The 23,388-nt window shown below is 56.4% G+C and carries 22 protein-coding genes; 9 read left to right on the forward strand and 13 right to left on the reverse strand.

Features of this window, described 5'->3' with window-relative positions:
- Positions 1–69: 69 nt before the first annotated feature.
- From phoP to FHW71_RS07165, 3 genes are read left to right on the forward strand one after another with little or no spacing between them, the layout of a single operon-like run.
- Positions 70–738, forward strand: a complete 669-nt coding sequence (gene phoP / locus FHW71_RS07155) for a two-component system response regulator PhoP (RefSeq protein WP_008103006.1) — start codon at positions 70–72, stop codon at positions 736–738.
- Positions 739–741: 3 nt separating this feature from the next.
- Complete coding sequence (gene phoQ / locus FHW71_RS07160; protein ID WP_008103008.1) at positions 742–2,202, forward strand: two-component system sensor histidine kinase PhoQ; 1,461 nt, start codon at positions 742–744, stop codon at positions 2,200–2,202.
- A 57-nt stretch (positions 2,203–2,259) separates the two neighbouring features.
- Complete coding sequence (locus FHW71_RS07165; RefSeq protein WP_008103010.1) at positions 2,260–3,381, forward strand: cupin domain-containing protein; 1,122 nt, start codon at positions 2,260–2,262, stop codon at positions 3,379–3,381.
- Between the two features lie 74 nt (positions 3,382–3,455).
- On the opposite strand, the gene pepT is transcribed toward FHW71_RS07165, so the two are convergent.
- Positions 3,456–4,682 carry a peptidase T gene (pepT, locus tag FHW71_RS07170; RefSeq protein ID WP_179451246.1) on the reverse strand — a complete coding sequence of 409 codons (1,227 nt, stop codon included), beginning with the start codon at positions 4,680–4,682 and terminating at the stop codon, positions 3,456–3,458.
- Between the two features lie 299 nt (positions 4,683–4,981).
- Here pepT and potA point away from each other — a divergent pair, with 299 nt between their 5' ends.
- The 4 genes from potA to potD are packed head-to-tail and all read left to right on the forward strand — an operon-like array spanning position 4,982 to position 8,762.
- Complete coding sequence (potA, locus tag FHW71_RS07175; RefSeq protein ID WP_008103014.1) at positions 4,982–6,094, forward strand: spermidine/putrescine ABC transporter ATP-binding protein PotA; 1,113 nt, start codon at positions 4,982–4,984, stop codon at positions 6,092–6,094.
- Positions 6,078–6,938: a spermidine/putrescine ABC transporter permease PotB gene (potB, locus tag FHW71_RS07180; protein WP_179451248.1), complete on the forward strand. Its 861-nt coding sequence runs from the start codon at positions 6,078–6,080 to the stop codon at positions 6,936–6,938. The genes potA and potB overlap by 17 nt, the downstream gene beginning before the upstream one ends.
- Complete coding sequence (gene potC / locus FHW71_RS07185; RefSeq protein ID WP_179451250.1) at positions 6,935–7,708, forward strand: spermidine/putrescine ABC transporter permease PotC; 774 nt, start codon at positions 6,935–6,937, stop codon at positions 7,706–7,708. The genes potB and potC overlap by 4 nt, the downstream gene beginning before the upstream one ends.
- A gap of 10 nt (positions 7,709–7,718) precedes the next feature.
- Complete coding sequence (gene potD / locus FHW71_RS07190) at positions 7,719–8,762, forward strand: spermidine/putrescine ABC transporter substrate-binding protein PotD (protein WP_154152659.1); 1,044 nt, start codon at positions 7,719–7,721, stop codon at positions 8,760–8,762.
- Positions 8,763–8,834: 72 nt separating this feature from the next.
- Here the strand turns inward: potD and cobB are convergent, their stop codons facing one another.
- The 4 genes from cobB to lolC all read right to left on the reverse strand — a co-directional run bounded on the left by cobB (position 8,835) and on the right by lolC (position 12,903).
- Entirely contained in the window at positions 8,835–9,668 is an 834-nt protein-coding gene (cobB, locus tag FHW71_RS07195) for a Sir2 family NAD+-dependent deacetylase (RefSeq protein ID WP_179451252.1), read from the reverse strand.
- A gap of 97 nt (positions 9,669–9,765) precedes the next feature.
- Complete coding sequence (gene lolE / locus FHW71_RS07200) at positions 9,766–11,010, reverse strand: lipoprotein-releasing ABC transporter permease subunit LolE (protein WP_061716936.1); 1,245 nt, start codon at positions 11,008–11,010, stop codon at positions 9,766–9,768.
- Positions 11,010–11,711 (reverse strand): lipoprotein-releasing ABC transporter ATP-binding protein LolD, encoded by a 702-nt coding sequence (gene lolD / locus FHW71_RS07205; RefSeq protein ID WP_008103026.1) that lies wholly within the window; start codon positions 11,709–11,711, stop codon positions 11,010–11,012. Before lolD ends, lolE begins: the two co-directional genes overlap by 1 nt.
- Positions 11,704–12,903 (reverse strand): lipoprotein-releasing ABC transporter permease subunit LolC, encoded by a 1,200-nt coding sequence (lolC, locus tag FHW71_RS07210; RefSeq protein ID WP_179451254.1) that lies wholly within the window; start codon positions 12,901–12,903, stop codon positions 11,704–11,706. The genes lolD and lolC overlap by 8 nt, the downstream gene beginning before the upstream one ends.
- Before the next feature lie 229 nt (positions 12,904–13,132).
- Between lolC and FHW71_RS07215 the strand changes: the two genes are divergently transcribed.
- Positions 13,133–13,342 (forward strand): hypothetical protein, encoded by a 210-nt coding sequence (locus FHW71_RS07215; protein WP_061717571.1) that lies wholly within the window; start codon positions 13,133–13,135, stop codon positions 13,340–13,342.
- A gap of 127 nt (positions 13,343–13,469) precedes the next feature.
- On the forward strand, positions 13,470–16,913 hold the full coding sequence (gene mfd / locus FHW71_RS07220) for a transcription-repair coupling factor (protein WP_179451256.1): 3,444 nt from the start codon (positions 13,470–13,472) through the stop codon (positions 16,911–16,913).
- 118 nt (positions 16,914–17,031) lie between these two features.
- Here the strand turns inward: mfd and FHW71_RS07225 are convergent, their stop codons facing one another.
- The 8 genes from FHW71_RS07225 to hinT all read right to left on the reverse strand — a co-directional run bounded on the left by FHW71_RS07225 (position 17,032) and on the right by hinT (position 23,171).
- On the reverse strand, positions 17,032–17,574 hold the full coding sequence (locus FHW71_RS07225) for a glycine zipper 2TM domain-containing protein (protein ID WP_007885735.1): 543 nt from the start codon (positions 17,572–17,574) through the stop codon (positions 17,032–17,034).
- Between the two features lie 297 nt (positions 17,575–17,871).
- On the reverse strand, positions 17,872–19,176 hold the full coding sequence (locus tag FHW71_RS07230; RefSeq protein ID WP_085982480.1) for an NAD(P)/FAD-dependent oxidoreductase: 1,305 nt from the start codon (positions 19,174–19,176) through the stop codon (positions 17,872–17,874).
- A 212-nt stretch (positions 19,177–19,388) separates the two neighbouring features.
- Positions 19,389–19,931, reverse strand: a complete 543-nt coding sequence (gene ycfP, locus FHW71_RS07235) for an alpha/beta hydrolase YcfP (protein ID WP_008103034.1) — start codon at positions 19,929–19,931, stop codon at positions 19,389–19,391.
- Between the two features lie 38 nt (positions 19,932–19,969).
- The gene (gene nagZ, locus FHW71_RS07240; RefSeq protein WP_154152676.1) at positions 19,970–21,013 is read right to left on the reverse strand and encodes a beta-N-acetylhexosaminidase; all 1,044 of its coding nucleotides are present in this window, start codon (positions 21,011–21,013) and stop codon (positions 19,970–19,972) included.
- Positions 21,014–21,028: 15 nt separating this feature from the next.
- Entirely contained in the window at positions 21,029–21,844 is an 816-nt protein-coding gene (gene thiK, locus FHW71_RS07245; RefSeq protein WP_179451258.1) for a thiamine kinase, read from the reverse strand.
- Positions 21,831–22,427: a penicillin-binding protein activator LpoB gene (gene lpoB / locus FHW71_RS07250; RefSeq protein WP_008103041.1), complete on the reverse strand. Its 597-nt coding sequence runs from the start codon at positions 22,425–22,427 to the stop codon at positions 21,831–21,833. The genes thiK and lpoB overlap by 14 nt, the downstream gene beginning before the upstream one ends.
- Before the next feature lie 10 nt (positions 22,428–22,437).
- The gene (locus tag FHW71_RS07255; RefSeq protein WP_008103043.1) at positions 22,438–22,803 is read right to left on the reverse strand and encodes a YcfL family protein; all 366 of its coding nucleotides are present in this window, start codon (positions 22,801–22,803) and stop codon (positions 22,438–22,440) included.
- 17 nt (positions 22,804–22,820) lie between these two features.
- The gene (gene hinT / locus FHW71_RS07260) at positions 22,821–23,171 is read right to left on the reverse strand and encodes a purine nucleoside phosphoramidase (protein ID WP_007885755.1); all 351 of its coding nucleotides are present in this window, start codon (positions 23,169–23,171) and stop codon (positions 22,821–22,823) included.
- Between the last annotated feature and the right edge of the window lie 217 nt (positions 23,172–23,388).

Raw genomic sequence — 23,388 nt, forward strand, 5'->3', positions numbered from 1 at the left:
GTTCTATGGTTTAGTTGGCTTCGCATATACTCATTCCATCATCACTACGTTCGAAGCTAAGGAAATACTATGCGTGTACTGGTTGTGGAAGATAATGCGCTGCTGCGCCATCACCTCGCCGTGCAGCTGCGTGACATGGGCCATCAGGTCGATGCTGCAGAAGATGCCAAAGAAGCGGATTATTTCCTGCAAGAACATATCCCCGACATCGCGCTGGTCGATCTCGGTTTGCCGGACGAAGATGGCATGTCGCTGATTCGCCGCTGGCGCACCGATGCCGTGCGCCAACCGATTCTGGTATTGACCGCTCGCGAAGGCTGGCAGGCCAAAGTGGAAGCGCTGGAAGCCGGTGCCGACGACTACGTGACCAAGCCCTTCCACATTGAAGAAGTGGCTGCACGTTTGCAGGCGCTGATGCGTCGCAACAGCGGTCATGCATCGCAAATTATCTCTATGCCGCCGTTCCAGGTCGATCTCTCTCGCCGTGAACTGACGGTGCAAGACGAGCCGGTAAAACTGACCGCCTTCGAGTACACCATCGTCGAAACCCTGATTCGTAATGCGGGTAAAGTGGTGAGCAAAGATTCGTTGATGCTGCAGCTCTATCCCGACGCCGAACTGCGCGAAAGCCACACCATTGACGTGCTGATGGGCCGTCTGCGCAAAAAAATTCTGTCACTCTATCCGACCGAAGTGATCAACACCGTGCGCGGCCAGGGCTATCGCTTTGATCTCTGATTTATGACGTGGTTACAACGCTTACGCCCCTTCTCACTTCGCGCCCGTTTCCTGTTGGCGACGGCCGCGATCGTACTGTTTTTGTCACTCTCCTACGGCATGGTCGCCGTGGTCGGCTACGTTGTCAGCTTCGATAAAAATACCTATCGCGTGATGCGCGGCGAGAGCAATCTGTTCTTCACGCTGGCGCAATGGCACGACAATCAGCTCACCATTGGTCAGCCTGAGCGCATGACGCTTAATTTCCCCACGCTGGTCTTTATCTACGATGAACACGGCAAATTGCTGTGGCAGCAGCGCGATGTGCCGGACATTCGTAAAAAGATTCGTCGTGAATGGCTGCTCAAGCCCGACTTCTACGAAATCGACACCAGCAACCGCACCAGCATGGCGGCGATGGGCAATAACCCGCAGGCGAAAGAGCGACTGCACGCGCTGGATAGCGACAGCAATGACACCTTCACTCACTCGGTCGCCGTCAATCGCTACGATGCCACCACCAACTTACCGGCGTTAACCATTGTGGTGGTCGATTCGATTCCGCAAGAGTTGCAGCATTCCGATGTGGTGTGGTCGTGGTTTAGCTATGTGCTGGCGGCGAATCTATTGCTGGTGATTCCGCTGCTGTGGCTGGCGGCACACTGGAGTTTGCGGCCGATTGGCGATCTCACTTCGCAAGTGCGCGAGCTGGAAACCGGCCAGCGCGAGAATCTCGATGACAATCCGCCGCAGGAGCTACGCAGCCTGGTGCGCAATCTTAACCTGCTGCTGACCAACGAACGCCAGCGCTACACGCGCTATCGCACCACACTTTCGGATGTCACCCACAGCCTGAAAACCCCGCTGGCGGTGCTGCAAAGTACGCTCCGATCGTTACGCAATGGTAAAGAGTTAACCATTGAGCAGGCCGAACCGGTGATGCTGGAGCAGATCAGCCGCATCTCACAGCAGATTGGTTATTACCTGCACCGCGCGAGTATGCAGGCCGATCACAATCCTCTGCAGCGCGATTTGCATTCGGTGTCGGCGCTGCTCGATAGCCTGTGTTCGGCATTGAATAAGGTCTATCAACGTAAAGGCGTGGCGATCACGCTGGATATCTCGCCGGAACTGACCTTTATCGGCGATAAAAATGACTTTATGGAAGTGCTGGGCAACGTACTCGATAACGCCTGCAAATATTGCCTCGAATTTATTGAAGTCACCGCGCGCCAAACCGACAACACTTTGCATCTGTTTATTGATGATGACGGCCCCGGCATCCCGGAAAGCAAACGCGATCTGATCTTCGTGCGCGGTCAACGCGCCGACACCTTGCGTCCCGGTCAGGGATTAGGCTTAGCCGTGGTGCGCGACATCCTCGAACAGTACGCCGGTCAGGTGATTGCCACCACCAGCCCGCTCGGTGGCGCGCGCATGGAAGTGATTTTCCAGCGCCAGGAAGTCGAGCATCACCGCGAGTAGAAAGGGACGCGGGCTGTTATACTTGCCATCATTCTTTGCAGCAAACGGACTCCTCATATGGACTATCAGCTCGATATCAACTGGCCCGACTTTATTCAGCGCTACTGGCAGAAACGCCCGGTGGTGCTTAAACGTGGATTTAAAAACTTCGTCGATCCTATTTCTCCTGACGAGCTGGCCGGTCTGGCAATGGAAAATGAAGTGGATAGCCGACTTGTCAGCCATAACGAAGGTAAATGGCAAGTCAGCCACGGCCCGTTTGAAAGCTACGATCATCTCGGTGAGAGCAACTGGTCGCTGCTGGTGCAGGCGGTCAACCATTGGCATGAACCTTCTGCCGCGCTGATGCGCCCATTCCGTTTCCTGCCCGACTGGCGCGTTGACGATCTGATGATCTCTTTTGCCGTGCCAGGCGGCGGCGTGGGCCCGCATTTCGATCAGTACGATGTGTTTATCATTCAGGGCACCGGCCGTCGTCGCTGGCGCGTGGGTGAAAAAGTGCCGCTGAAACAGCACTGCCCGCATCCGGATCTGCTGCAGGTTGAGCCGTTCGACGCCATCATCGATGAAGAGATGGAGCCCGGCGATATTCTCTATATTCCGCCTGGATTCCCGCATGAAGGCTATTCGCTGGAAAACGCCATCAACTATTCGGTTGGTTTCCGCGCGCCGAACGGTCGCGAGCTGATCAGCGGTTTTGCCGATCACATGCTGGCCAACGAATTGGGCAGCTATCGCTACAGCGATCCTGATGTGCCATCGCGTGAATGCCCATCGCAGATCCTGCCATCAGAACTGGAAGGTATCCGCAAAGTGATGATGGATGTAATTAACCAGCCAGAGCAGTTTAATCAGTGGTTTGGCGAGTTTATTTCTCAGTCGCGTCATGAGCTGGACGTCGCGCCGCCAGAGCCGCCGTATCAACCGGATGAGATTTACGATGCATTGCAGCAAGGCGATGCGCTGACGCGTCTCGGCGGCCTGCGCGTATTGACCATCGGCGATGTGGTGTTCGTGAACGGGGAATCGATCACCAGCAGCCATCCGCATGTGCTGGCGGCATTGGCGCACAATCACGTGCTGACGCTGGAAGATTTCGGCGATGCGCTGGATGATCCTTCACTGCTGGCGCAGCTGGCGGCGTTGGTGAATAGCGGATATTGGTTCTTCGGCGAGTAAGCTGGCGTTACGGTCGCCATGAATGGCGACCCTACGACGTTGTAGGGTGCGCATTTATGCGCACCTGGATACTGTTACTTTTTCTGTCCCGCCAGCTCAGCCAAACGCACAATCACATCCACTGACTGCGCCATCACATTAAGTGAGGCGAACTCGTGCTTGCCGTGATAGTTGTAGCCGCCGGTAAACAGGTTCGGGCACGGCAATCCTTTCCATGACAGCGCAGAGCCGTCGGTGCCGCCGCGAATTGGTTTGACGTTCGGTTCAATGCCACAGTCGCGCATCGCCTGCAGCGCTAACTCAATAATGTGCGGATGCGGTTCAACCTTCTCGCGCATGTTGCGATAGCTATCGCTGATCTCCACCTTCACCGAACACTCGCTTTGCAGCCCTTTGCTGACGCGCTGGCCAATCTCTTCCAGCAGCTGTTTACGCTGTTCATAGTTGTCGGCATCAAAATCACGGATCAGATACATCAGCTCGGCATGCTCAACCGTGCCTTTGATGGTATGCAGATGGAAGAAGCCTTCGTAGCCGTCGGTGAACTGCGGCTTCTCTTTGGCAGGTAATTCCGCGTGGAAGCGCATCGCCAGATCCAGCGCATTGACCATCACATTTTTGGCGCTGCCCGGATGCACGTTGTTGCCGGTGATTTTGACCATCGCGGTGGCGGCGTTGAAGTTCTCGAACTCGAACTCGCCGAGATCGCTGCCATCCACGGTATACGCCCAATCGGCGGCAAAGCCTTCGACGTCGAAGTGCGATGCGCCGCGACCAATCTCTTCATCCGGCGTAAAGGCCACGCGAATCGCGCCGTGTGGCGTATCACTTTTTGCCAGACGCGCCATCGCGGTCATGATCTCGGCGATACCGGCTTTGTCATCTGCGCCGAGCAGGGTTTTCCCATCGGTGGTGATCAGCGTATGGCCGATCAGCTTATGCAGGATCGGGAACATCACCGGCGACAAGATTTCATCGCCGTTGCCGAGCGCGATATCGCCACCGCGGTAGTTTTCAATAATCTGCGGATTGACGTTTTTAGCGGTGAAATCCGGTGAGGTGTCCATATGCGAAATAAAGCCGATCACCGGCGTGGCCCAATCGACGTTAGCCGGCAAGGTGCCCATCACACAGCAATGATCGCTCAGAGAGACATCAACAAAACCCAGCGCGATGAGTTCTTCCTGTAATTGACGCGCCAGCGTCCACTGCCCTTCGCTGCTTGGCACCTGTCGTGCCTGAGGTTTTGACTGAGTTTCTACTGCGACATAACTGAGAAAACGCTCAAGTAATTGATCCATCTTTCATCCCTCTAAAGAACCTGCGTCATTATCATGGTGGCCTGATGGCACCATGTTGCGTCAAATCATTATCCTTCAGGTTAGCTCTCTCAACGTGAATTGCGCTGAAAATTCGCTCACTATCGCCTGTCCGACTTATCCGTTACGCATACTCCGGCATTTTTCAGAGTTTTCAAGGTAAATCCGTGGCAAAACATGGCATTGACACATTTTTGCGGTATCATCGCGCCCTTCATCACAGCAAGCGGCCACCAGCGGCTATGCTGTAACCTGATTCACCATCAGACTGAGTGACTAAAATGACGCAAACACGCGCGCCTGCGCTGGTTACGCTTTCTGGCATCAGTAAAGCTTTCGATGGCAAAAGCATCATCTCTGACTTTGACCTGACCATTCGTCACGGCGAGTTCATCACGCTGCTTGGCCCTTCCGGCTGCGGAAAAACCACCATATTGCGGCTGATTGCCGGGCTGGAAGATGCCGATCGCGGTCACATCATTCTTGATGATAATGACATCACCGATCTGCCCGCCGAGCATCGCCACATCAACACCGTTTTTCAGAGCTACGCGCTGTTCCCGCACATGTCGGTGTTTGAGAACGTCGCCTTTGGTCTGCGCATGCAGAAAACCCCAGCGGCCGAGATCACCACGCGCGTTAACGATGCGCTGGCGATGGTGCAGCTGGAGAGTTTTGCCGATCGCCGTCCGCATCAGCTTTCTGGCGGTCAGCAGCAGCGCGTGGCGATTGCGCGCGCGGTGGTCAATCGCCCGAAAGTGCTGCTGCTGGATGAGTCGCTGTCGGCGCTGGATTATAAGCTGCGTCGCCAGATGCAAAACGAGCTCAAAGCGCTGCAGCGTAAGCTCGGCATCACCTTTGTCTTCGTCACCCACGATCAGGAAGAAGCGCTGACTATGTCCGATCGTATCGTGGTGATGCGCGATGGCCGCATCGAACAGGACGGCACGCCGCGCGAGATTTACGAAGAGCCCGCCAACCTGTTTGTCGCGCGCTTTATCGGCGAAATAAACGTGTTCGATGCCGAGGTGCTGAACAGCGACCATGCGCCCACTATCCGCGCGCGCGTGGAAGGCCGTGAATGTGAGCTGCAATGTGATTTCCCGGTCAGCGCGGGCGATAAGCTACTTGTGCTGCTGCGCCCGGAAGATCTGCGCGTCGAAGAGATTGATCACGACAGCCGTAGCGACAACCTGATCGGCTACGTGCGCGAGCGCAACTATAAAGGCATGACGCTGGAATCCACCGTTGAGCTGGAGAACGGCAAGCTGCTGACGGTGAGCGAGTTCTTCAACGAAGACGATCCCGATTTTGATCACTCGCTGAACCAGAAAATGGCGGTCAGCTGGGTGCCAAACTGGGAGGTGGTGCTGCCGTATGAAGTTGATGCGTAACCGCCTGCAGAAAGTGATTGTCGCGCTGATCGTCAGTTGGCTGACGCTGTTTGTGCTGCTGCCCAACCTGATGATCTTCGCCACCAGCTTCCTGACGCGCGACGATGCGCATTTTGTCAGTATGGCCTTCACCCTCAATAACTACACGCGACTGCTCGATCCACTTTACGCCGACGTGCTGCTGCACTCGCTGAATATGGCGTTTATCGCCACGCTGTGCTGCCTGCTGCTGGGTTATCCGTTTGCCTGGTGTCTGACGAAACTGCCGGCGCGCCTGCGTCCGCTGATGCTGTTCATGCTGATTGTGCCGTTCTGGACCAACTCGCTGATCCGCATCTATGGCCTGAAAATCTTCCTCAGCACACGCGGTTGGCTGAATGAATTTTTGCTGTGGCTTGGGGTGATCGATAAACCGTTTCGCATCATGTACACCTCAGAAGCGGTGATTCTGGGACTGATCTACATTCTGCTGCCGTTTATGGTGCTGCCGCTCTACTCCAGCCTGGAAAAGCTGGATAAATCCTGCCTCGAAGCGGCGCGCGATCTCGGCGCCAGTAAAGTGAAAACCTTTTTACGCATCATTCTGCCGCTGACCATGCCGGGCATTGTTGCCGGTTGCCTGCTGGTGTTTATTCCGGCGATGGGCTTGTTCTTTGTGGCAGATTTGCTGGGCGGCGCGAAAAACCTGTTAATTGGCAACGTGATCAAGAGCCAGTTCCTGAATATCCGCGACTGGCCATTCGGTGCCGCCACCAGCATTGTGATGACGCTGCTGATGGGATTGATGCTGCTGGCTTACTGGCGCGCAGCGCGTATGCTGAACAGCAAGGTGGAACTGCAATGATGGCGCGCTGGTTACGTGGCGGCTTCATGGCCTTGATTTACGCCTGGTTTTATATCCCGATCATCATTCTGATCGTCAACTCCTTCAACAGTTCGCGTTTCGGCATTAACTGGCAGGGCTTCAGCACGCAGTGGTATCGCCTGCTGATGAACAACGACAGCCTGATTCAGGCGGCACAACATTCATTGTTGATGGGCGTGCTCTCCGCCAGCTGCGCCACAATTATCGGCTCGCTGACCGCCGTCGCGCTCTATCGCTATCACTTCCGTGGTAAACCGTTCGTCAGCGGCATGCTGTTTGTGGTGATGATGTCGCCGGATATTGTGATGGCAATTTCGCTGCTGGTGCTGTTTATGCTGCTGGGCATTTCGCTTGGCTTCTGGTCGCTGCTGTTCTCGCATATCACCTTCTGCCTGCCGTTTGTGGTGATCACCGTCTATTCGCGCCTGAAAGGGTTTGATGTGCGCATGCTGGAAGCCGCCAAAGATCTTGGTGCCAGCGAAGTCACCATTTTGCGCAAAATTCTGCTGCCGCTGGCGCTACCGGCGGTCGCAGCGGGTTGGCTGCTCAGCTTTACGCTGTCGATGGACGATGTCGTGGTATCGTCGTTCGTCACCGGCCCGAGCTTCGAAATTTTGCCGTTAAAAATCTACTCGATGGTTAAAGTTGGCGTGTCACCGGAAGTGAACGCGCTGGCGACAATTTTGCTGCTGCTGTCGCTGCTGTTGGTGGCGCTCAGTCAGCTGTTGCTCCGTGATAAAACCAAATAGAGGATAATCGATGAAAAAGTGGTCTCATTGGCTGGCGGCTGGGGCGCTGGCATTGGGCATGCAGAGTGCGCAGGCAGATGCCGGCAAAACGCTCTACTTCTATAACTGGACCGAATACGTGCCGCCGGGACTGCTGGAGCAGTTCACTAAAGAGACTGGCATCAAGGTGATTTACTCCACCTACGAATCTAATGAAAGCATGTATGCCAAGCTGAAGACCTGGAAAGATGGCGCTTACGATTTGGTGGTGCCTTCCACCTACTTCGTCGCCAAGATGCGTAATGAAGGCATGCTGCAAAAGATCGATAAATCCCAGCTCAGCAACTTCAAAAATCTCGATCCTAACCTGCTGAACAAGCCGTTCGATCCTAATAACGATTACTCGATCCCTTATATCTGGGGCGCGACCGCCATTGGTATCAACACCGACGAAGTGGATGCCAAAAGCATTACCCGCTGGGCCGATTTGTGGAAGCCAGAGTATAAGCAGAGCCTGCTGCTGACCGACGACGCGCGTGAAGTGTTCCAGATGGCGCTGCGCAAGCTGGGCTATTCGGGCAACACCCGCGATCCCAAACAGATCGAAGCCGCTTATGAAGAGCTGAAAAAGCTGATGCCGAACGTGCTGGCGTTTAACTCCGATAATCCGGGCAACCCGTTTATGGAAGGCGAAGTGAACGTTGGCATGATCTGGAACGGTTCCGCCTACGTTGCGCGCCAGGCGGGTACGCCACTACAGATTATCTGGCCGCAGGAAGGCGGGATTTTCTGGATGGATAACCTGGCGATTCCCGCCAACGCCAAAAACCGTGAAGGCGCGCTGAAGCTGATTAACTTCCTGCTGCGTCCGGATGTGGCGGCGCAGGTGGCGGAAACCATTGGTTATCCCACACCAAACCTGGCGGCGAAGAAGTTATTGCCACAGGAAGTGGCCAACGATCCTTCGCTTTATCCTGCTGAGGATGTGATTAAAAACGGCGAATGGCAGAACGATGTCGGTGAAGCCAGCGTGCAGTATGAGACGCTGTTCCAGAAGCTGAAGGCGGGACGTTAATCTTTCGTAGGGTCGCCATTCATGGCGACCTGGCATGCCAGGTACGCATAAATGCGCACCCTACGACGATCGTTACTTATACAACCCACGCAAAAACGTATGCACAAACTCCGGCACCACTTCGCTTGCTAAGCCGTAATGACGCTCAGCAAACTCATTGCCGACCTGGCTCGGTTCCAGGTTCAGCTCCACGGTATGCGCGCCCTGCAGTTTCGCCTCGTGGACAAAACCAGCGGCGGGATAAACGTGGCCCGAGGTGCCAATGGCGATAAACAGATTCGCCTGCTCAATCGCCTGATAAATCTCTTCCATTCCCAGCGGCATTTCACCAAACCACACGATGTGCGGGCGCAGCATGGCCGGGAACTGGCAGCAGGTGCAGCGATCGTCCAGGGTTAAATCTTCCGTCCAGTCGAGCACTTGTCCACTGCTAACGCAGCGCACTTTCAACAGTTCACCATGCATGTGCAACACGCGCTGGCTGCCGGCGCGTTCGTGCAGGTTATCGATATTCTGCGTCACCAGCAGAAAGTTATCGCCCAGCACCTGCTCCAGTTCCGCCAGCGCTTTGTGTGCGGCATTGGGCTGGATTTCGGGCTGCTGTAGCTGTTGACGGCGCGCATTGTAAAACGCCTGCACCAGAGCCGGATTGCGTTGAAAACCTTCCGGCGTAGCGACATCTTCCACGCGGTGCTCTTCCCACAAGCCATCGGCGGCGCGGAACGTGCGAATACCGGACTCGGCGGAGATACCCGCGCCGGTCAGCACCACCACGCGCGGTTGCGGATGCGCGGCCAGTTCAGCTTTGCGATCGCGCTCGAAGATGCGCTGGCGAAAGCGCTGATGCACCTTGCGGCGGTTTTTTTTGTCGCGGGCGAGTCGTAGGCGGCGGCGCGGTATGCGCATAAAAGCTCCTTATCTGCGGCGTTTATCGCCGCGCGTCGGGTATTTTTCGGGCTAATCTGCCCGATAATAGCAGCCGCACGGCGGCTGCGTTTTATCTTTACTGACCGCTAAGCACGCGTGCCGGATCGATACGGCTGGCGCGGCGTGCCGGATACCAGCTGGCAATCAGGCTCAGGACAATCGCGGTGCCCAGCACCGAAATCACATCAATCCAGTGCAGTTCGGACGGCAGGAAATCGATAAAGTAGATATCTCCCGCCAGCAACTGATGCCCGGTAATGTGCTCAAATACGCGCATCACCGGCGTAAGATTGAGCGCCACCAGCACGCCGACCACCACGCCGCTGACGCTGCCGAGCAGGCCCGCCAGCAAGCCGTACCAGATAAAGATGGCGCGAATCAGGCCATCTTTGGCACCCAGCGTACGCAGCACCGCGATGTCGCTGCTCTTGTCTTTCACCGCCATTACCAGCGTCGAAACGATGTTGAAGCAGGCCACGCCAATCACCAGCACCATGGCTAAATACATAATGGCGCGAATCATCTGGATGTCACGGTACATATAGCCGTAAGTACCAATCCAGCTCTTGATATAGACGTAAGAGTGCGTCACTTCACCGGCGTCTCGTACCAGCTTCTGCGCCTGGAACGGGTCGTTCATTTTCAACGCGATACCGCTGACGCTGTCGCCCATATCCAGATACTTCTGCGCATCCGCCAGCGGCACCAGCGCCAGGCTGTGATCGAGCATGCCGCTCAGTTGCAGCACGCCGCTGACCTGCAGACGAATGCGTTTCGGCTGCAGCAGCTTATTCTCACCATCATTATTCGGGATCATGATGGTGATCCAGTCGCCCTGTTTAACGTTGAGCGATTTAGCGATGCCACCACCCAGAATGATCTGCTGTTTACCGGCCGCGAACTGCGACCACGCATCACCGGCAACAAAGCTCGGCAAGGCGCTAAGGCGCGCTTCCTGCTGCGGATCGACACCTTTCACCTGCAGCGCTTGCAGTTTCGCGCCGCTCTCAATCAGTCCGGTGAAGTTGATATAGGGCGCGGCAGCGGCAATGCCAGCAACCTGCTCAATCGGCGCGATCATCGGTTGCCAGTTGCGGAACGGCTGATTCACCGGCTCGATTTCACCGTGCGGCACCACCGCCAGAATGCGGTTGTTCAGCTCACGCTCAAAGCCGTTCATGGCGCTCAGGCCGATGATCAGCACCGCCACGCCAAGCGCAATGCCGATGGTGGAGATGATGGAGATCAGCGAGACCATGCCACCACGCCGCCGACCGCGGCTAAAACGCAGCCCGAGCAGCAGGGATAATGACGAAGCCATCAGATCACTCCCAGCGTCAGTTGGTCGCTCAGCTCACCGTCGCGCATCTCCATCTGACGGCTCAGGCGTTTCGCCAGCTGCAGATCGTGCGTCACTACCAGAAAAGCGGTGCCCTGCTTGACGTTCAACTCGCCGAGCAGTTCGAAAATTGCATCGGCGTTGCGCGCATCGAGGTTACCGGTGGGCTCATCGGCCATCACCAGACGCGGACGATTCACCAGCGCGCGGGCAATCGCCACACGCTGACGTTCACCGCCCGACAGCTCAGAAGGCCGATGCGCGGCACGTTTTTCCAGCCCGACCGCCGCCAGCATTTCACGCGCGCGTGACTCCGCCTCCGCTTTGCCGATTTTGCCAATCAGCAGCGGCATCGCCACGTTCTCCAGCGCGCTAAAGTCCGGCAGCAAGTGGTGGAACTGATAGATGAAGCCCAGCTCGCGGTTGCGCAGCTCGGCTTTCGCGGCGGACGACATCGCATTCAGCGATTTACCATCAAAAATCACATCGCCCGAGGTAGGTGCATCCAGGCCGCCGAGCAGATGCAGCAAGGTACTTTTACCCGAACCGGAGCTGCCGACAATCGCCGTCAATTCACCCGGCTGCAGGCTGAAAGCCACATTGCGCAGCACATCGGTCTGCACGCTGCCTTCCTGATAGCGTTTGCACAGGTCACGACACTGCAACAAAGGAGTATTACTCATAACGTAAAGCCTCAGCGGGTTGGACGGCGGCAGCGCGCCACGACGGATAAAGGGTAGAGAGCAGCGCAACGGCCATTGAGACCAGCGCGATGGTGATCACCTGCAATACATTGATGTCGACCGGCAGCGCCGCGCCATCGAGGAACAGGCCAATTACCGGCATCAAATTATTCAGTTGGCTGGCAAGCAGTACGCCAAGCACGGTGCCCAGCAGCGCGCCAATAATGCCGGCGCTGGCGCCCTGCACCATAAATACCGCGACAATCTGGCGGCGGGTTAAACCCAGCGTTTGCAGGATCGCCACTTCACCCTGCTTCTCCATGATCAGCAGGCCGAGCGAGGTAATAATATTGAAGGCCGCCACCGCGATGATCAGGCTCAGCAGCAGCCCCATCATGTTTTTCTCCATGCGCACCGCCTGGAACAGATCGCCTTTGCGTTCACGCCAGTCTTTCCACGCCAGTCCATCCGGCAGTTTCTGCTGGCTGAGCGCATCAACGCTCAACGGCTTATCCAGCCACAAACGCCAGCCGGTGATGTTGCCGAGCGGATAGCGCATCACGCGTGATGCATCCTGCTGATTAACCAGAATCTGATAGCCATCCACTTCGCTGTTGGCGGCATATGTGCCGGCGACGGTGAAGATACGCTGGCTCGGCAAACGGCCAACCGGCGTGAACTGGCTGACCGACGGCACCATCAAACGCAGCTGATCGCCGCGCTTCACGCCCAGCTGTGAAGCCAGCTGTTCACCGAGGATGACGTTGTACTGGCCTGCTTGCAGCACGCTTTGTTGGGTGTTGACGAGGAATGGCGTCAGCGGATCCTGTTCGTCAGGATTGATGCCGAGCATCACGCCGACCGAAACATTACGCGCGCTTTGCAGCACCACATCGGCGGTAGTGAGCGGAGCGATGCGCTTAACACCTTGCAGCTTGAGGTCCTCGGCGGGCAACGCCTTCGGATCGATACTGCCCTTGTCGCTGGTGACCAGCGCCTGCGGCATCAGCCCGAGGATATTACCCTCCAGCTCGCGCTCGAAGCCGTTCATCACCGATAACACGGTGACCAGCGCCAGCACGCCGAGCGTGATGCCGATAGTAGAGAGCCAGGAGACGAAGCGACCAAAGCGGTCTGAGGCACGTCCACGCATGTAGCGCAAACCGATGAATAACGCGACTGGTTGATACATGAGATCCGTCTTGGCAGTTGCCTGAAAATAAGTAGTGGGATGATAAAGGAGGCGTCCCCTTTATGAAACCTCTAACCCTCTGAGTCTGCGGCAAAGTTGTGTCAAAAACCGTACCAGCCAACGCTTATGCATAAAATTGCGACAAATTAATGATGTTATTTGTACGTTTATTGGTCATCGGCTGGCGTAGACTTAAAGGTGAATTACCGTAGGCGACGAGGAGTACACCATGTTCAAATTCCCTAAGAGCAGTATCGTGAAGCATAAATCGGGAGAGATCAGAGGCGAGATCGTTAACGTTTTTGAACAGGGAGATGCGCCAACCGGCTATTACGTGAAGTGGGACGACGGCAATCACAGCTACCATCTGGAGAAAGAGCTGTCATGGGCCAATGTCGATCGCCCGCGTATGCACTACACACAGCAATCGAGTAAGTGATTCGTGAGGGTTTTGTAGGGTCGTCATTTATGGCGACCTGGCAGAAACTCCGAAACGACAGATGATCCTCAGGGCGGATTATGGAATGATGACGCCCTGTAATCCAAGGAGAGAATGTCGAGATCCCATGTCGGAACAGAGTCGTTATACCCTGCCAGTCAAAGCCGGCGACCATCGCCAGCTCGGCCAGCTAGTCGGCGCCGCGCAAGCGCTTGAGTGTGCCAGTATCACCGAACGCCACAGCGGTCCGGTGTTGATGATTACCCCGGATATGCAATCTGCCTTGCGTCTGCAGGAGGAGATACGCCAGTTCACCGATCTGCCGGTCACTAACCTCGCTGACTGGGAAACCCTGCCCTACGACAGTTTCTCGCCGCATCAGGACATTATCTCTGCTCGCCTCTCCACGCTGTATCAGCTGCCCAACTTAACGCGCGGTATGCTGATTATGCCGGTCAACACGCTGATGCAGCGCGTTTGTCCGCACAGCTTCCTGCACGGTCATGCGCTGGTGATGCAGCAAGGGCAAAAGCTGTCGCGCGATGCGCTGCGCGATCAGCTGGAGCAGGCTGGTTATCGCCATGTCGATCAGGTCATGGAGCACGGCGAATATGCTACACGCGGTGCGCTGCTCGATCTGTTCCCGATGGGCAGCGATCAACCTTATCGCATCGACTTCTTTGATGACGAGATCGACAGCCTGCGCCTGTTTGATGTCGATACTCAGCGCACGCTGGAAGCGGTTAACGCGATTAACCTGCTGCCGGCGCATGAATTCCCCACGGATAAAGCCGCCATCGAGCTGTTCCGTAGCCGCTGGCGCGAAACCTTTGACGTTCGGCGCGAGCCGGAGCACGTCTATCAGCAGGTGAGCAAAGGCACGCTGCCCGCCGGTATCGAATACTGGCAACCGCTGTTCTTTGAGCAGGAATTGCCAACGCTGTTTAGCTATCTGCCCGCCAATACCCTGCTGCTCAACAGCGGCGATTTGCTGGCCAGCGCCGAGCGCTTCTGGCTTGATGCCAACGCGCGCTTTGAGAATCGGCGTATCGATCCGATGCGTCCGTTGCTGGAGCCGGTTACGCTGTGGCTGCGTCCCGACACGCTAATGAGCGAACTGAAAGCCTGGCCGCGCATGCAGTTAAGCAGCGACACGCTGCCGGAGAAAGCGGCAAATACCAATCTGGGTTATCAGCCGCTGCCGGAATTAACCGTGCAGGCGCAGGCCAAAGCGCCACTCGATCTGCTGCGTCAGTTCCTTGAACAATTCAGCGGTCAGGTGATTTTTTCGGTTGAGAGTGAAGGTCGCCGCGAAAGCCTGCAAGAGTTGCTGACGCGCATCAAACTGCGTCCGCATGCCATCGATCACTTTGATCAGGCCGCCAATCAACCGCATAGCCTGATGATTGGCGCCAGCGAGCGCGGCTTTATCGATACGCAACGCCAGCTGGCATTGATCTGCGAAAGCGATCTGCTTGGCGAGCGCGTCAGTCGTCGTCGCCAGGATAATCGCCGCACCATCAATCCTGATGTGCTGATCCGTAACCTCGCCGAGCTGCATCCCGGCCAGCCAGTGGTGCATCTGGAGCACGGCGTTGGACGTTATATCGGCCTGACCACGCTGGAAGCCGGCGGCATCGTGGCCGAATATCTGATGCTCTCCTATGCGGGCGACGCCAAGCTGTATGTGCCGGTTTCATCGCTGCATCTGATTAGCCGCTATGCCGGTGGCGCCGATGAGAATGCGCCGCTGCATAAACTCGGCAGCGATGCCTGGTCGCGCGCGCGACAGAAAGCCGCCGAGAAAGTGCGCGACGTAGCGGCCGAGCTGCTGGATATCTACGCTCAGCGCGCGGCCAAAACCGGCTTCGCCTTTAAGCACGATCGCGATCAATATCAGCTGTTCTGCGAAGGCTTCCCGTTTGAAACCACGCCGGATCAAGGTCAGGCGATCAACGCGGTGCTGAGCGACATGTGTCAGCCGCTGGCGATGGACCGTCTGGTGTGCGGCGACGTCGGCTTTGGTAAAACCGAAGTGGCGATGCGCGCCGCGTTCCTCGCGGTTGAGAACGCCAAACAGGTCGCGGTGCTGGTGCCCACCACCTTGCTGGCGCAGCAGCATTACGACAACTTCCGCGATCGTTTCGCTAACTGGCCGGTGCGCATTGAAATGCTATCGCGCTTCCGCACCGCCAAAGAGCAGAGTCAGGTGCTGGAACAGGCGCGCGAGGGCAAAGTCGATATTTTGATTGGCACGCATAAGCTGCTGTCGAACGACCTGAAATGGCACGATCTCGGCCTGCTGATTGTCGATGAAGAGCACCGCTTTGGCGTGCGTCACAAAGAGCGGATCAAGGCGATGCGCGCCGACGTCGATATCCTGACGCTCACCGCCACGCCGATTCCGCGTACCCTGAATATGGCGATGAGCGGCATGCGCGATTTGTCGATTATTGCCACGCCACCGGCGCGACGCATGGCGGTGAAAACCTTTGTGCGCGAGTACGACAGTCTGGTGGTGCGCGAGGCGATCCTGCGTGAAGTGCTGCGCGGCGGCCAGGTTTACTATCTCTACAATGACGTCGAAAACATCGAGAAAGCGGCGCAGCGACTGGCCGAATTGGTGCCGGAAGCGCGTATTGCCATTGGTCACGGCCAGATGCGCGAACGCGATCTCGAGCGGGTGATGAATGATTTCCACCATCAGCGCTTTAACGTGCTGGTGTGTACCACCATCATCGAAACCGGTATCGACGTTCCCAGCGCCAACACCATTATCATCGAACGCGCCGATCACTTTGGCCTGGCGCAACTGCACCAATTGCGTGGCCGCGTGGGACGTTCGCACCATCAGGCCTATGCATGGCTGCTGACGCCGCATCCAAAAGCGATGACCACCGATGCGCAGAAGCGTCTGGAAGCTATCGCGTCGCTGGAAGATCTTGGCGCCGGTTTTGCGCTGGCAACCCACGATCTGGAGATTCGCGGCGCGGGTGAACTGCTCGGCGAAGACCAGAGCGGCCAGATGGAAACCATCGGCTTCACGCTGTATATGGAGCTGCTGGAGAATGCGGTCGATGCGCTGAAGGCGGGCCGCGAGCCGTCGCTGGAAGATCTCACCAGCAATCAAACTGAAATCGAATTGCGTATGCCTGCTCTGTTGCCGGATGATTTTATCCCGGACGTGAATACCCGCTTGTCGCTCTACAAGCGCGTGGCCAGCGCGGCGGATGAGCAGGATTTGGCGGAGCTGAAGGTCGAGATGATTGACCGCTTCGGCAAACTGCCGGATGCCGCACGTAATCTGCTGGATATCGCCGGGCTGCGTCTAGTGGCGCGCCAATTGGGGATTCGTAAGATCGAAGCCAGCGACAAAGGCGGCTTCTTCGAATTTGCGCCGCAGAATCAGGTTGATCCGGGCTGGCTGATTGGCCTGCTGCAGAAAGATCCTAAGCAGTGGAAACTGGATGGCCCAACGCGCCTGAAATTCACCCGAGACATGGCGGACCGGAAAATCCGTATGGAATGGGTGCAGGGTTTTGTCAGCGAGCTGGCGAAAAATCGGGTTTGATGCCGTGTTGCGGAAGGTCGCCATGAATGGCGACCCTACACCGCTATGATGTGTAATACGAAAAAAAGCGCCTTGCGGCGCTTTTTTGTTACTGCTGCTGTGATGCATCTTTGCCCAATTAGGCCTGATTCGAATTCAGGATCAGCTGACCATTACGGTCGAGCGGAATGCGGGTGCCAGGGTCATTTTCCATGCGGATTTTGCCCTGCTGGTCGCCTATTTTATAGGTCACGTCATAACCCAGCATTTTTTCCTGTTTATCGTACACCGTTTTGCAACGTTGCTCGTTGGTGGTGTAAGTGTCGCGATCCTGCAGCGCACCCTGCACCTGATTACCACCGTAACCACCGGCCAACGCGCCCGCTACCGTTGCCACATCGCGTCCGCGTCCGCCACCAAACTGATGGCCCAACACGCCGCCGGCTACTGCGCCCAGCACCGAACCGGCAATGCGATTCTCATCCTGCACCGCACGACGATGGGTCAGCGTCACATTGCGACACTCCTGTCGCGGCTGCTTGATGCTCTCTTTGATCGGCGTCGCCGACAGAACTTGTGCAAACTGCGGGCCGCGATCGAAGACATCCATGCTGGCGACTGCGGCAACGCCTAACGCTGCTGCTACGCCGATACCGATACCCGCTAACATTGATTTATTCACAGGAATGTCCTCCTGAAGGTTGTTACCGCGCATTCCTGCCGCTACGAAATCCTGATGTAGCCGAGGCATAACCGGCGTGCGCGCCGCGCCGTGTTTGTTGGTAATAAGTTTTACAGATGGACCGTAATTGCAACATCAGATTAATGGAGGAAACGCAGCGGAAACCCATCAGGGCCAGCTTTTAGGAGAGTTCTGAGAGCGGGTGAAATAGTGCCGTAACCTTAAGCTGAACGTGCTGTTTTCAGCGGGTTACGGCAGCTGGCGTGGCGTGGAACGGCATTCACCGCCCGAAAATCATCAGTGCAGCTTGAGGCGCGGACGTAGGACGCGGTTAAGACTGCCGACCAACATCATCAGACCGGTCTTGAAGTATCCGTGGAGCGCAATCTGGTGCATGCGATATAGAGAAATGTAGACAAAACGCGCAATGCGCCCTTCCACCATCATCGATCCGCGCATCAGGTTACCCATCAAACTGCCCACGGTGCTGAAGCGCGACAGCGATACCAGCGAACCGTGATCTTTATAAACATAGGCTTTCAATGGTTTATCTTTACGCTGTGCAAGGATGTTCTCCAGCGCGCGCGATGCCATCTGATGCGCTGACTGCGCGCGCGGCGGCACAAATCCGCCACCCGGCAGCGCGCAGGAGGCGCAGTCACCAATCGCGTAGATGTCGTCATCCAGCGTGGTTTGCAGCGTCTCTTTCACCACCAGCTGATTGATGCGATTTGTTTCCAGTCCGCCAATCTCTTTCAGGAAATCTGGCGCTTTGATACCGGCCGCCCACACCATCAAATCGGCATCGATGAATTCGCCGCCTTTGGTATTCAAGCCGTTTTCAGTGGCGCTGGTGACCATGGTTTGCGTCAACACCCGCACGCCAAGTTTGGTCAGCTCCTGATGCGCTGCCGCCGAGATGCGCGGTGGCAGCGCAGGCAGAATGCGTTCACCGGCTTCCACCAGCGTGACGTTCAGCGAGCTGCTATCCAGACCTTTGTAGCCGTAGCTGTGCAGCTGTTTTACCGCGTTGTACAGCTCAGCGGAGAGCTCAACGCCGGTGGCGCCACCGCCGACAATCGCAATATTCACTTTTTCCAGGCTGCCTTCGCTGGCCGAGAAACGCAGGAACAGGTTGAGCATTTCGTTGTGGAAACGACGTGCCTGATGCGGGTTATCAAGGAAGATGCAGTGATCTTTCACACCCGGCGTGCCGAAGTCATTTGAGGTGCTGCCAAGTGCGATAACGAGGCGATCGTAGGCCAGCTCACGCTGCGGCACTAACAACGCGCCTTCCGCATCGCGGATTTCAGCCAGCTCAAGGGTTTTGTTTTCACGGTTGATTTGCGTCAGCGACCCCAGCTGGAACTGGAAGCCGTGATTACGCGCGTGCGCCAGATAGCTCAGCGCATCAATCCCTTCGTCCATCGAACCGGTTGCCACTTCGTGCAGCAGCGGTTTCCACAGATGACTGTGGTTACGATCGACCAATATGATCTCGGCCTTTTTCTTGCGTCCCAGCTTGTGACCGAGCTGCGTTGCCAGCTCTAAGCCGCCAGCACCACCGCCGATAATAACGATTTTTTCCATAGATGTAGTCAACAAAGACCCCCTCAAAGTTGTAAACCAATAGTTAATTAATGGTTAATAAAAACCTTAATAAACATAGGGTTGGCGACGTTAAATCGCGAGCTGAGGGCAGAATATCACGGCGTCAAAGACATCACATAAGAAAATTGATGTACATCAATCTTTAAGCAGCATTATCAGAATGTTACACATTTTATGCGCCGCGTCACACGGCGCACCGACGGTCAGGCGAGGAGTTTGAAGGCTTTGATGCGCTGTAAATGCGGGGCGATGTTCTTGAATTTGTGGCTGGCTGCGTCATCCCAGATGATTTCATAGAACGGCTGCAGATACGCCGCGCTGCGCTGATTATCCAGCGCTTCATCCTGACGAGACAAAATCGCCAGACACTTATCGCGGTTCTTCTCGCGGAAATCATTGACGCATTTGGTAGCAATATCGAGATACTCTTCCGGGCGATCGATTTTGCCTTCCATGTTCTCAAACGGGAACAGATTGGGATTAAAGATCACCTGACGCATGCCACACAGGAAGCCAATGCGCTCGGCCCAATAACCGCCCAGCCCAACCCCGCAAATCAGCGGATGCGCATCGTCGCCCTGCTGCAGCAGCTTGTCGCACTCTTTCAGCAGAAACTGCATGTCGTGTTTGGGATGGCGAGTGCTGTAGCTGACTAATCTGACGTCCGGGTCAATAAACTGCAGCTGCAGCACTTTTTCATGGTTGCCCGGACTGTTGGAATCAAAACCGTGCAGATAGATGATCATGATTTTCCTCAGCGTGGAATAAATCCGGGCAGCGCGGCTTATCTGCCCGAAGCTTTGTGCGCCAACCAGCGCTCTTGCAATGCGCTGAGCTGACGCTGATTTTGCCGCCAGCGCTCGCTTGCCAGCAAGCTTTGACGGGTAAAACGCCCTTGATGGTATAACTGCGTCACGCGCTCTGCCCCGATCGGCGTCAAGTTATCCAGTACGCTTACCGCGCCGGCGCGCTGATTGCACACCAGGATCATATCGCAACCGGCATTCAGCGACTGCTGTGCGCGTTCGGCGTAGCTGCCCATCACGGCGGCACCTTCCATCGACAAATCGTCGGAGAAAATCACGCCGTTGAAGCTGAGCTCTTTGCGCAACACGGTTTGCAGCCAGTACGGTGAACCGCTGGCGGGCAACGGATCCACCTCAGTATAGATAACGTGCGCTGGCATCACCGCATCAAGCAGTTGCTCATCGATCAACTGCTTAAAGATCGCCATGTCATGCTGACGCAGCGTGGCGGCATCGCGATTGTCGCGCGGCGTCTCTTTGTGCGAATCCGCGCTGACCGCACCGTGACCGGGGAAGTGTTTGCCGGTGGTCTTCATGCCCGCTTCATGCATGCCGTTGATAAAACGACGCGCGACTTGCAGGGCGATGGCCGGATCTTCATGGAACGAACGGTCGCCAATCGCCGCGCTGATATGACCAATGTCGAGCACCGGCGCGAAACTGATGTCGATGTCCATGGCGATCATTTCCGATGCCATCTGCCAGCCCGCCTGCTGCGCCAGTTCACCGGCACTGTTGAGATCGTGCAGCGCGGCGAAGGATTGCATGGCCGGCAACTGCGTGAAGCCGTCGCGGAAACGCTGCACGCGCCCGCCTTCCTGATCCACCGCGACAACCAGACGATGGCGCGACGCAGCGCGAATCTGGCGCACCAGCTCTGCCAGCTGGTCGACATCGTGGAAGTTGCGGGCAAACAGAATCAGTCCGCCCACCAGCGGATGCTGGAGAATTTCGCGTTCTTCGGCGTCGAGCTCATAGCTTTCGACGTCGAGCATCAGCGGTCCAGGCGTGTTCATGGTCATGATTAAAATCCTACGTTAAAGGTCGTGCCAGCTGGCCTGCGCCAGCTGTTGTAAGGTGTCATCCTGGCTCTGCTCGGCGCGCAGCTGATACCAGCTGGCCATCAGCAATTGCAGCCACGGCTGCCAGCGCTGCATCTGCCGCGCCAGTTCATGCTCATCCAACTTCGCGCGCGCGGCGTACTCGGCAATCCACGCTGAACGCGTATCGCCATCAACCGCACAAACCGCCGCCAGCTCCAGCGCCACGTCGCCATCGGCGGCATATTCCCAGTCGATCAGGCGTAAACCGGCAGGCGTAGCAATCAGGTTGCCCGCATGGACATCCATATGCAGCGGTGCCAGCCGCAGCGGCTGCGGTTCGCCCTGCTGTAATAAGCGTTGCAGACGACGCTGCCAGCGCCAGTGACGCTGCTGGCAAAGTTGCCAATAGCGCTGCAGCAGTGGCGCTAATCGTAAACGATAGCCGGTGAGTGGCTGTTGATGCAGGCGCTGCAGCAGCGCCACAATCGCCTCCCGCTGCGCGTTAAACTGCGCGGAGGTGAGCACCTCGCCCGGCAACCAGCTTTGCAGAAGCCAGGGATCGCGCCATGCCAGCGGCTGCGGCCCGAGATCTGCATATCTGAGCTGCTGCAGGATGCGGTATTCGCGCTGGCGATCAACAAACGGGATCGGCTGCGGCGGCGCACGTCGCGCCAGCAACGCGCCCTGCGGCATCTGCACGCGCACGCTTTGCCCGCTCAGTCCCGGCAGCGCGAAAAAATGACCGGCAGCTTGCGCCGTCGGCCATTGTTGCTGAAGCATGTTTTGCAGCTGCGGATCAGGGTTGAGCAACACCGTTTCCTGACCAGATGATTTCACCGGTTTGTACCAGCATCAGCTGCATTTGCAGCGTTGGTGCTTTCACATCGCCCTGCGCATTGCTATACAGCACATACTGCGCGTTAACGTTGCGCGCCAGACCAATCGCTTTACTGCGCGAGTTGAGGCTGTCATCCGGCGATAAGCCCAGCGTCTGCTTGGCCTGCGCCAGCTGTTCGGGTGTGATCAGCGTGAACTTGCCGTTGTTGGCCAGCGCATTCTGAATCGCATCGGTGGCTTTGTCAGTTTGCAACGCGCCATTGGTGCTGTTCTTAATGCGATCCACCAGCAGCACGCTGCCAGGATTCACGCCTGAAGATTGCACCATCTTGCCGACTAACGGCTGGACGCTGGCATCCCAGTTAATGGTTTTCAGCTTCGGTGGCTGCGGCACGGTTTCTGGCGGCGGCACCGGCTGCGGCGTCGGTTCTACCGGCTGAGTTGGCGTAGTCGGCTGCGTGGGTTCTACCGGCGCTGGCGTCTGTTGTTTCACCACACAACCGGTGAGCATTAGCGCAAATAACAACGCGCCCGAACGTTTTACACTGCGAATCACAGCTTACTCCTCAAAGATAAAGATAGAGACGCACCTTACTGGCGGTCGGATTGCCCATTTGTGAGGCCACTTCTACGCTGCCATGCGCCGGGACAATTTGGCTCTGCGCCGGCTCTTCCGGCGTGATTTCCAATCCTTTGTCGTCGTACCAATAGAAACGATAGTGCACTTTCACTGGCGTTTCCCGCTGGTTATACAACACGCTCATGGCACGCTGCTGACCATCTTGTTCGGTCAGTTTCGGATCATCGGTAATAATGCCCGCGGATAATACAGACGATTCCATTACCAGCGACTGCGAGGTATTAATCATCGGCTTATCGCTGCTGCAACCTGCAAGGGTTAGCAACAGCAAGCCACTCAGCCATTGACGCATCAATTTGTCCGCCTGAGTTAGATGGCCAGCATTGGGCCCAGCGGCTGACCGCCGACCAAATGCATATGGATGTGATAAACCTCCTGACCGCCATGACTGTTGCAGTTCATGATCAGACGATAGCCATCTTCGGCAATGCCTTCATCACGGGCAATTTTGGCGGCCACGGTGATCATCCGGCCCAGCGCCTGCTCGTGTGCGGCCTGCACATCGTTGGCGGTGGGAATCAATACATTGGGGATAATCAGAATATGGGTGGGCGCTTTGGGCGCGATATCACGGAAGGCGGTGACCAGTTCGTCCTGATAAACCACGTCGGCGGGGATCTCGCGACGGATGATTTTACTGAAAATGGTTTCTTCAGCCATGGTGCATTTCCTTAAGCCTGAGTTCAGTCAGGCAGTATGCGTGAGGAATTCCATTTCTTTCAACCTCAGGACCACATTTCCTGTATTAAAAGACTGCCTTTAAGCCGTTTTCTCCCTTCGCCATGCATTGTGCTGCACCTCGCATTTCTAACATCTCATTAATCACAAAAATGAAACGCTGTTTTATAAATTAGAGATATCACGCCATTTTCTTTGT

The organism is Enterobacter sp. Sphag1F, from assembly GCF_014193275.1.
Lineage (GTDB): Bacteria > Pseudomonadota > Gammaproteobacteria > Enterobacterales > Enterobacteriaceae > Pantoea > Pantoea symbiotica.

Bases quoted from the DNA above. Each gene is read 5' to 3' on its own strand.
- phoP (WP_008103006.1), top strand. From the start codon at position 70: ATGCGTGTACTGGTTGTGGAAGATAATGCGCTGCTGCGCCATCACCTC.
- phoQ (WP_008103008.1), top strand. From the start codon at position 742: ATGACGTGGTTACAACGCTTACGCCCCTTCTCACTTCGCGCCCGTTTC.
- FHW71_RS07165 (WP_008103010.1), top strand. From the start codon at position 2,260: ATGGACTATCAGCTCGATATCAACTGGCCCGACTTTATTCAGCGCTAC.
- pepT (WP_179451246.1), bottom strand. From the start codon at position 4,682: ATGGATCAATTACTTGAGCGTTTTCTCAGTTATGTCGCAGTAGAAACT.
- potA (WP_008103014.1), top strand. From the start codon at position 4,982: ATGACGCAAACACGCGCGCCTGCGCTGGTTACGCTTTCTGGCATCAGT.
- potB (WP_179451248.1), top strand. From the start codon at position 6,078: ATGAAGTTGATGCGTAACCGCCTGCAGAAAGTGATTGTCGCGCTGATC.
- potC (WP_179451250.1), top strand. From the start codon at position 6,935: ATGATGGCGCGCTGGTTACGTGGCGGCTTCATGGCCTTGATTTACGCC.
- potD (WP_154152659.1), top strand. From the start codon at position 7,719: ATGAAAAAGTGGTCTCATTGGCTGGCGGCTGGGGCGCTGGCATTGGGC.
- cobB (WP_179451252.1), bottom strand. From the start codon at position 9,668: ATGCGCATACCGCGCCGCCGCCTACGACTCGCCCGCGACAAAAAAAAC.
- lolE (WP_061716936.1), bottom strand. From the start codon at position 11,010: ATGGCTTCGTCATTATCCCTGCTGCTCGGGCTGCGTTTTAGCCGCGGT.
- lolD (WP_008103026.1), bottom strand. From the start codon at position 11,711: ATGAGTAATACTCCTTTGTTGCAGTGTCGTGACCTGTGCAAACGCTAT.
- lolC (WP_179451254.1), bottom strand. From the start codon at position 12,903: ATGTATCAACCAGTCGCGTTATTCATCGGTTTGCGCTACATGCGTGGA.
- FHW71_RS07215 (WP_061717571.1), top strand. From the start codon at position 13,133: ATGTTCAAATTCCCTAAGAGCAGTATCGTGAAGCATAAATCGGGAGAG.
- mfd (WP_179451256.1), top strand. From the start codon at position 13,470: ATGTCGGAACAGAGTCGTTATACCCTGCCAGTCAAAGCCGGCGACCAT.
- ycfP (WP_008103034.1), bottom strand. From the start codon at position 19,931: ATGATCATCTATCTGCACGGTTTTGATTCCAACAGTCCGGGCAACCAT.
- nagZ (WP_154152676.1), bottom strand. From the start codon at position 21,013: ATGACCATGAACACGCCTGGACCGCTGATGCTCGACGTCGAAAGCTAT.
- FHW71_RS07255 (WP_008103043.1), bottom strand. From the start codon at position 22,803: ATGCGTCAATGGCTGAGTGGCTTGCTGTTGCTAACCCTTGCAGGTTGC.
- hinT (WP_007885755.1), bottom strand. From the start codon at position 23,171: ATGGCTGAAGAAACCATTTTCAGTAAAATCATCCGTCGCGAGATCCCC.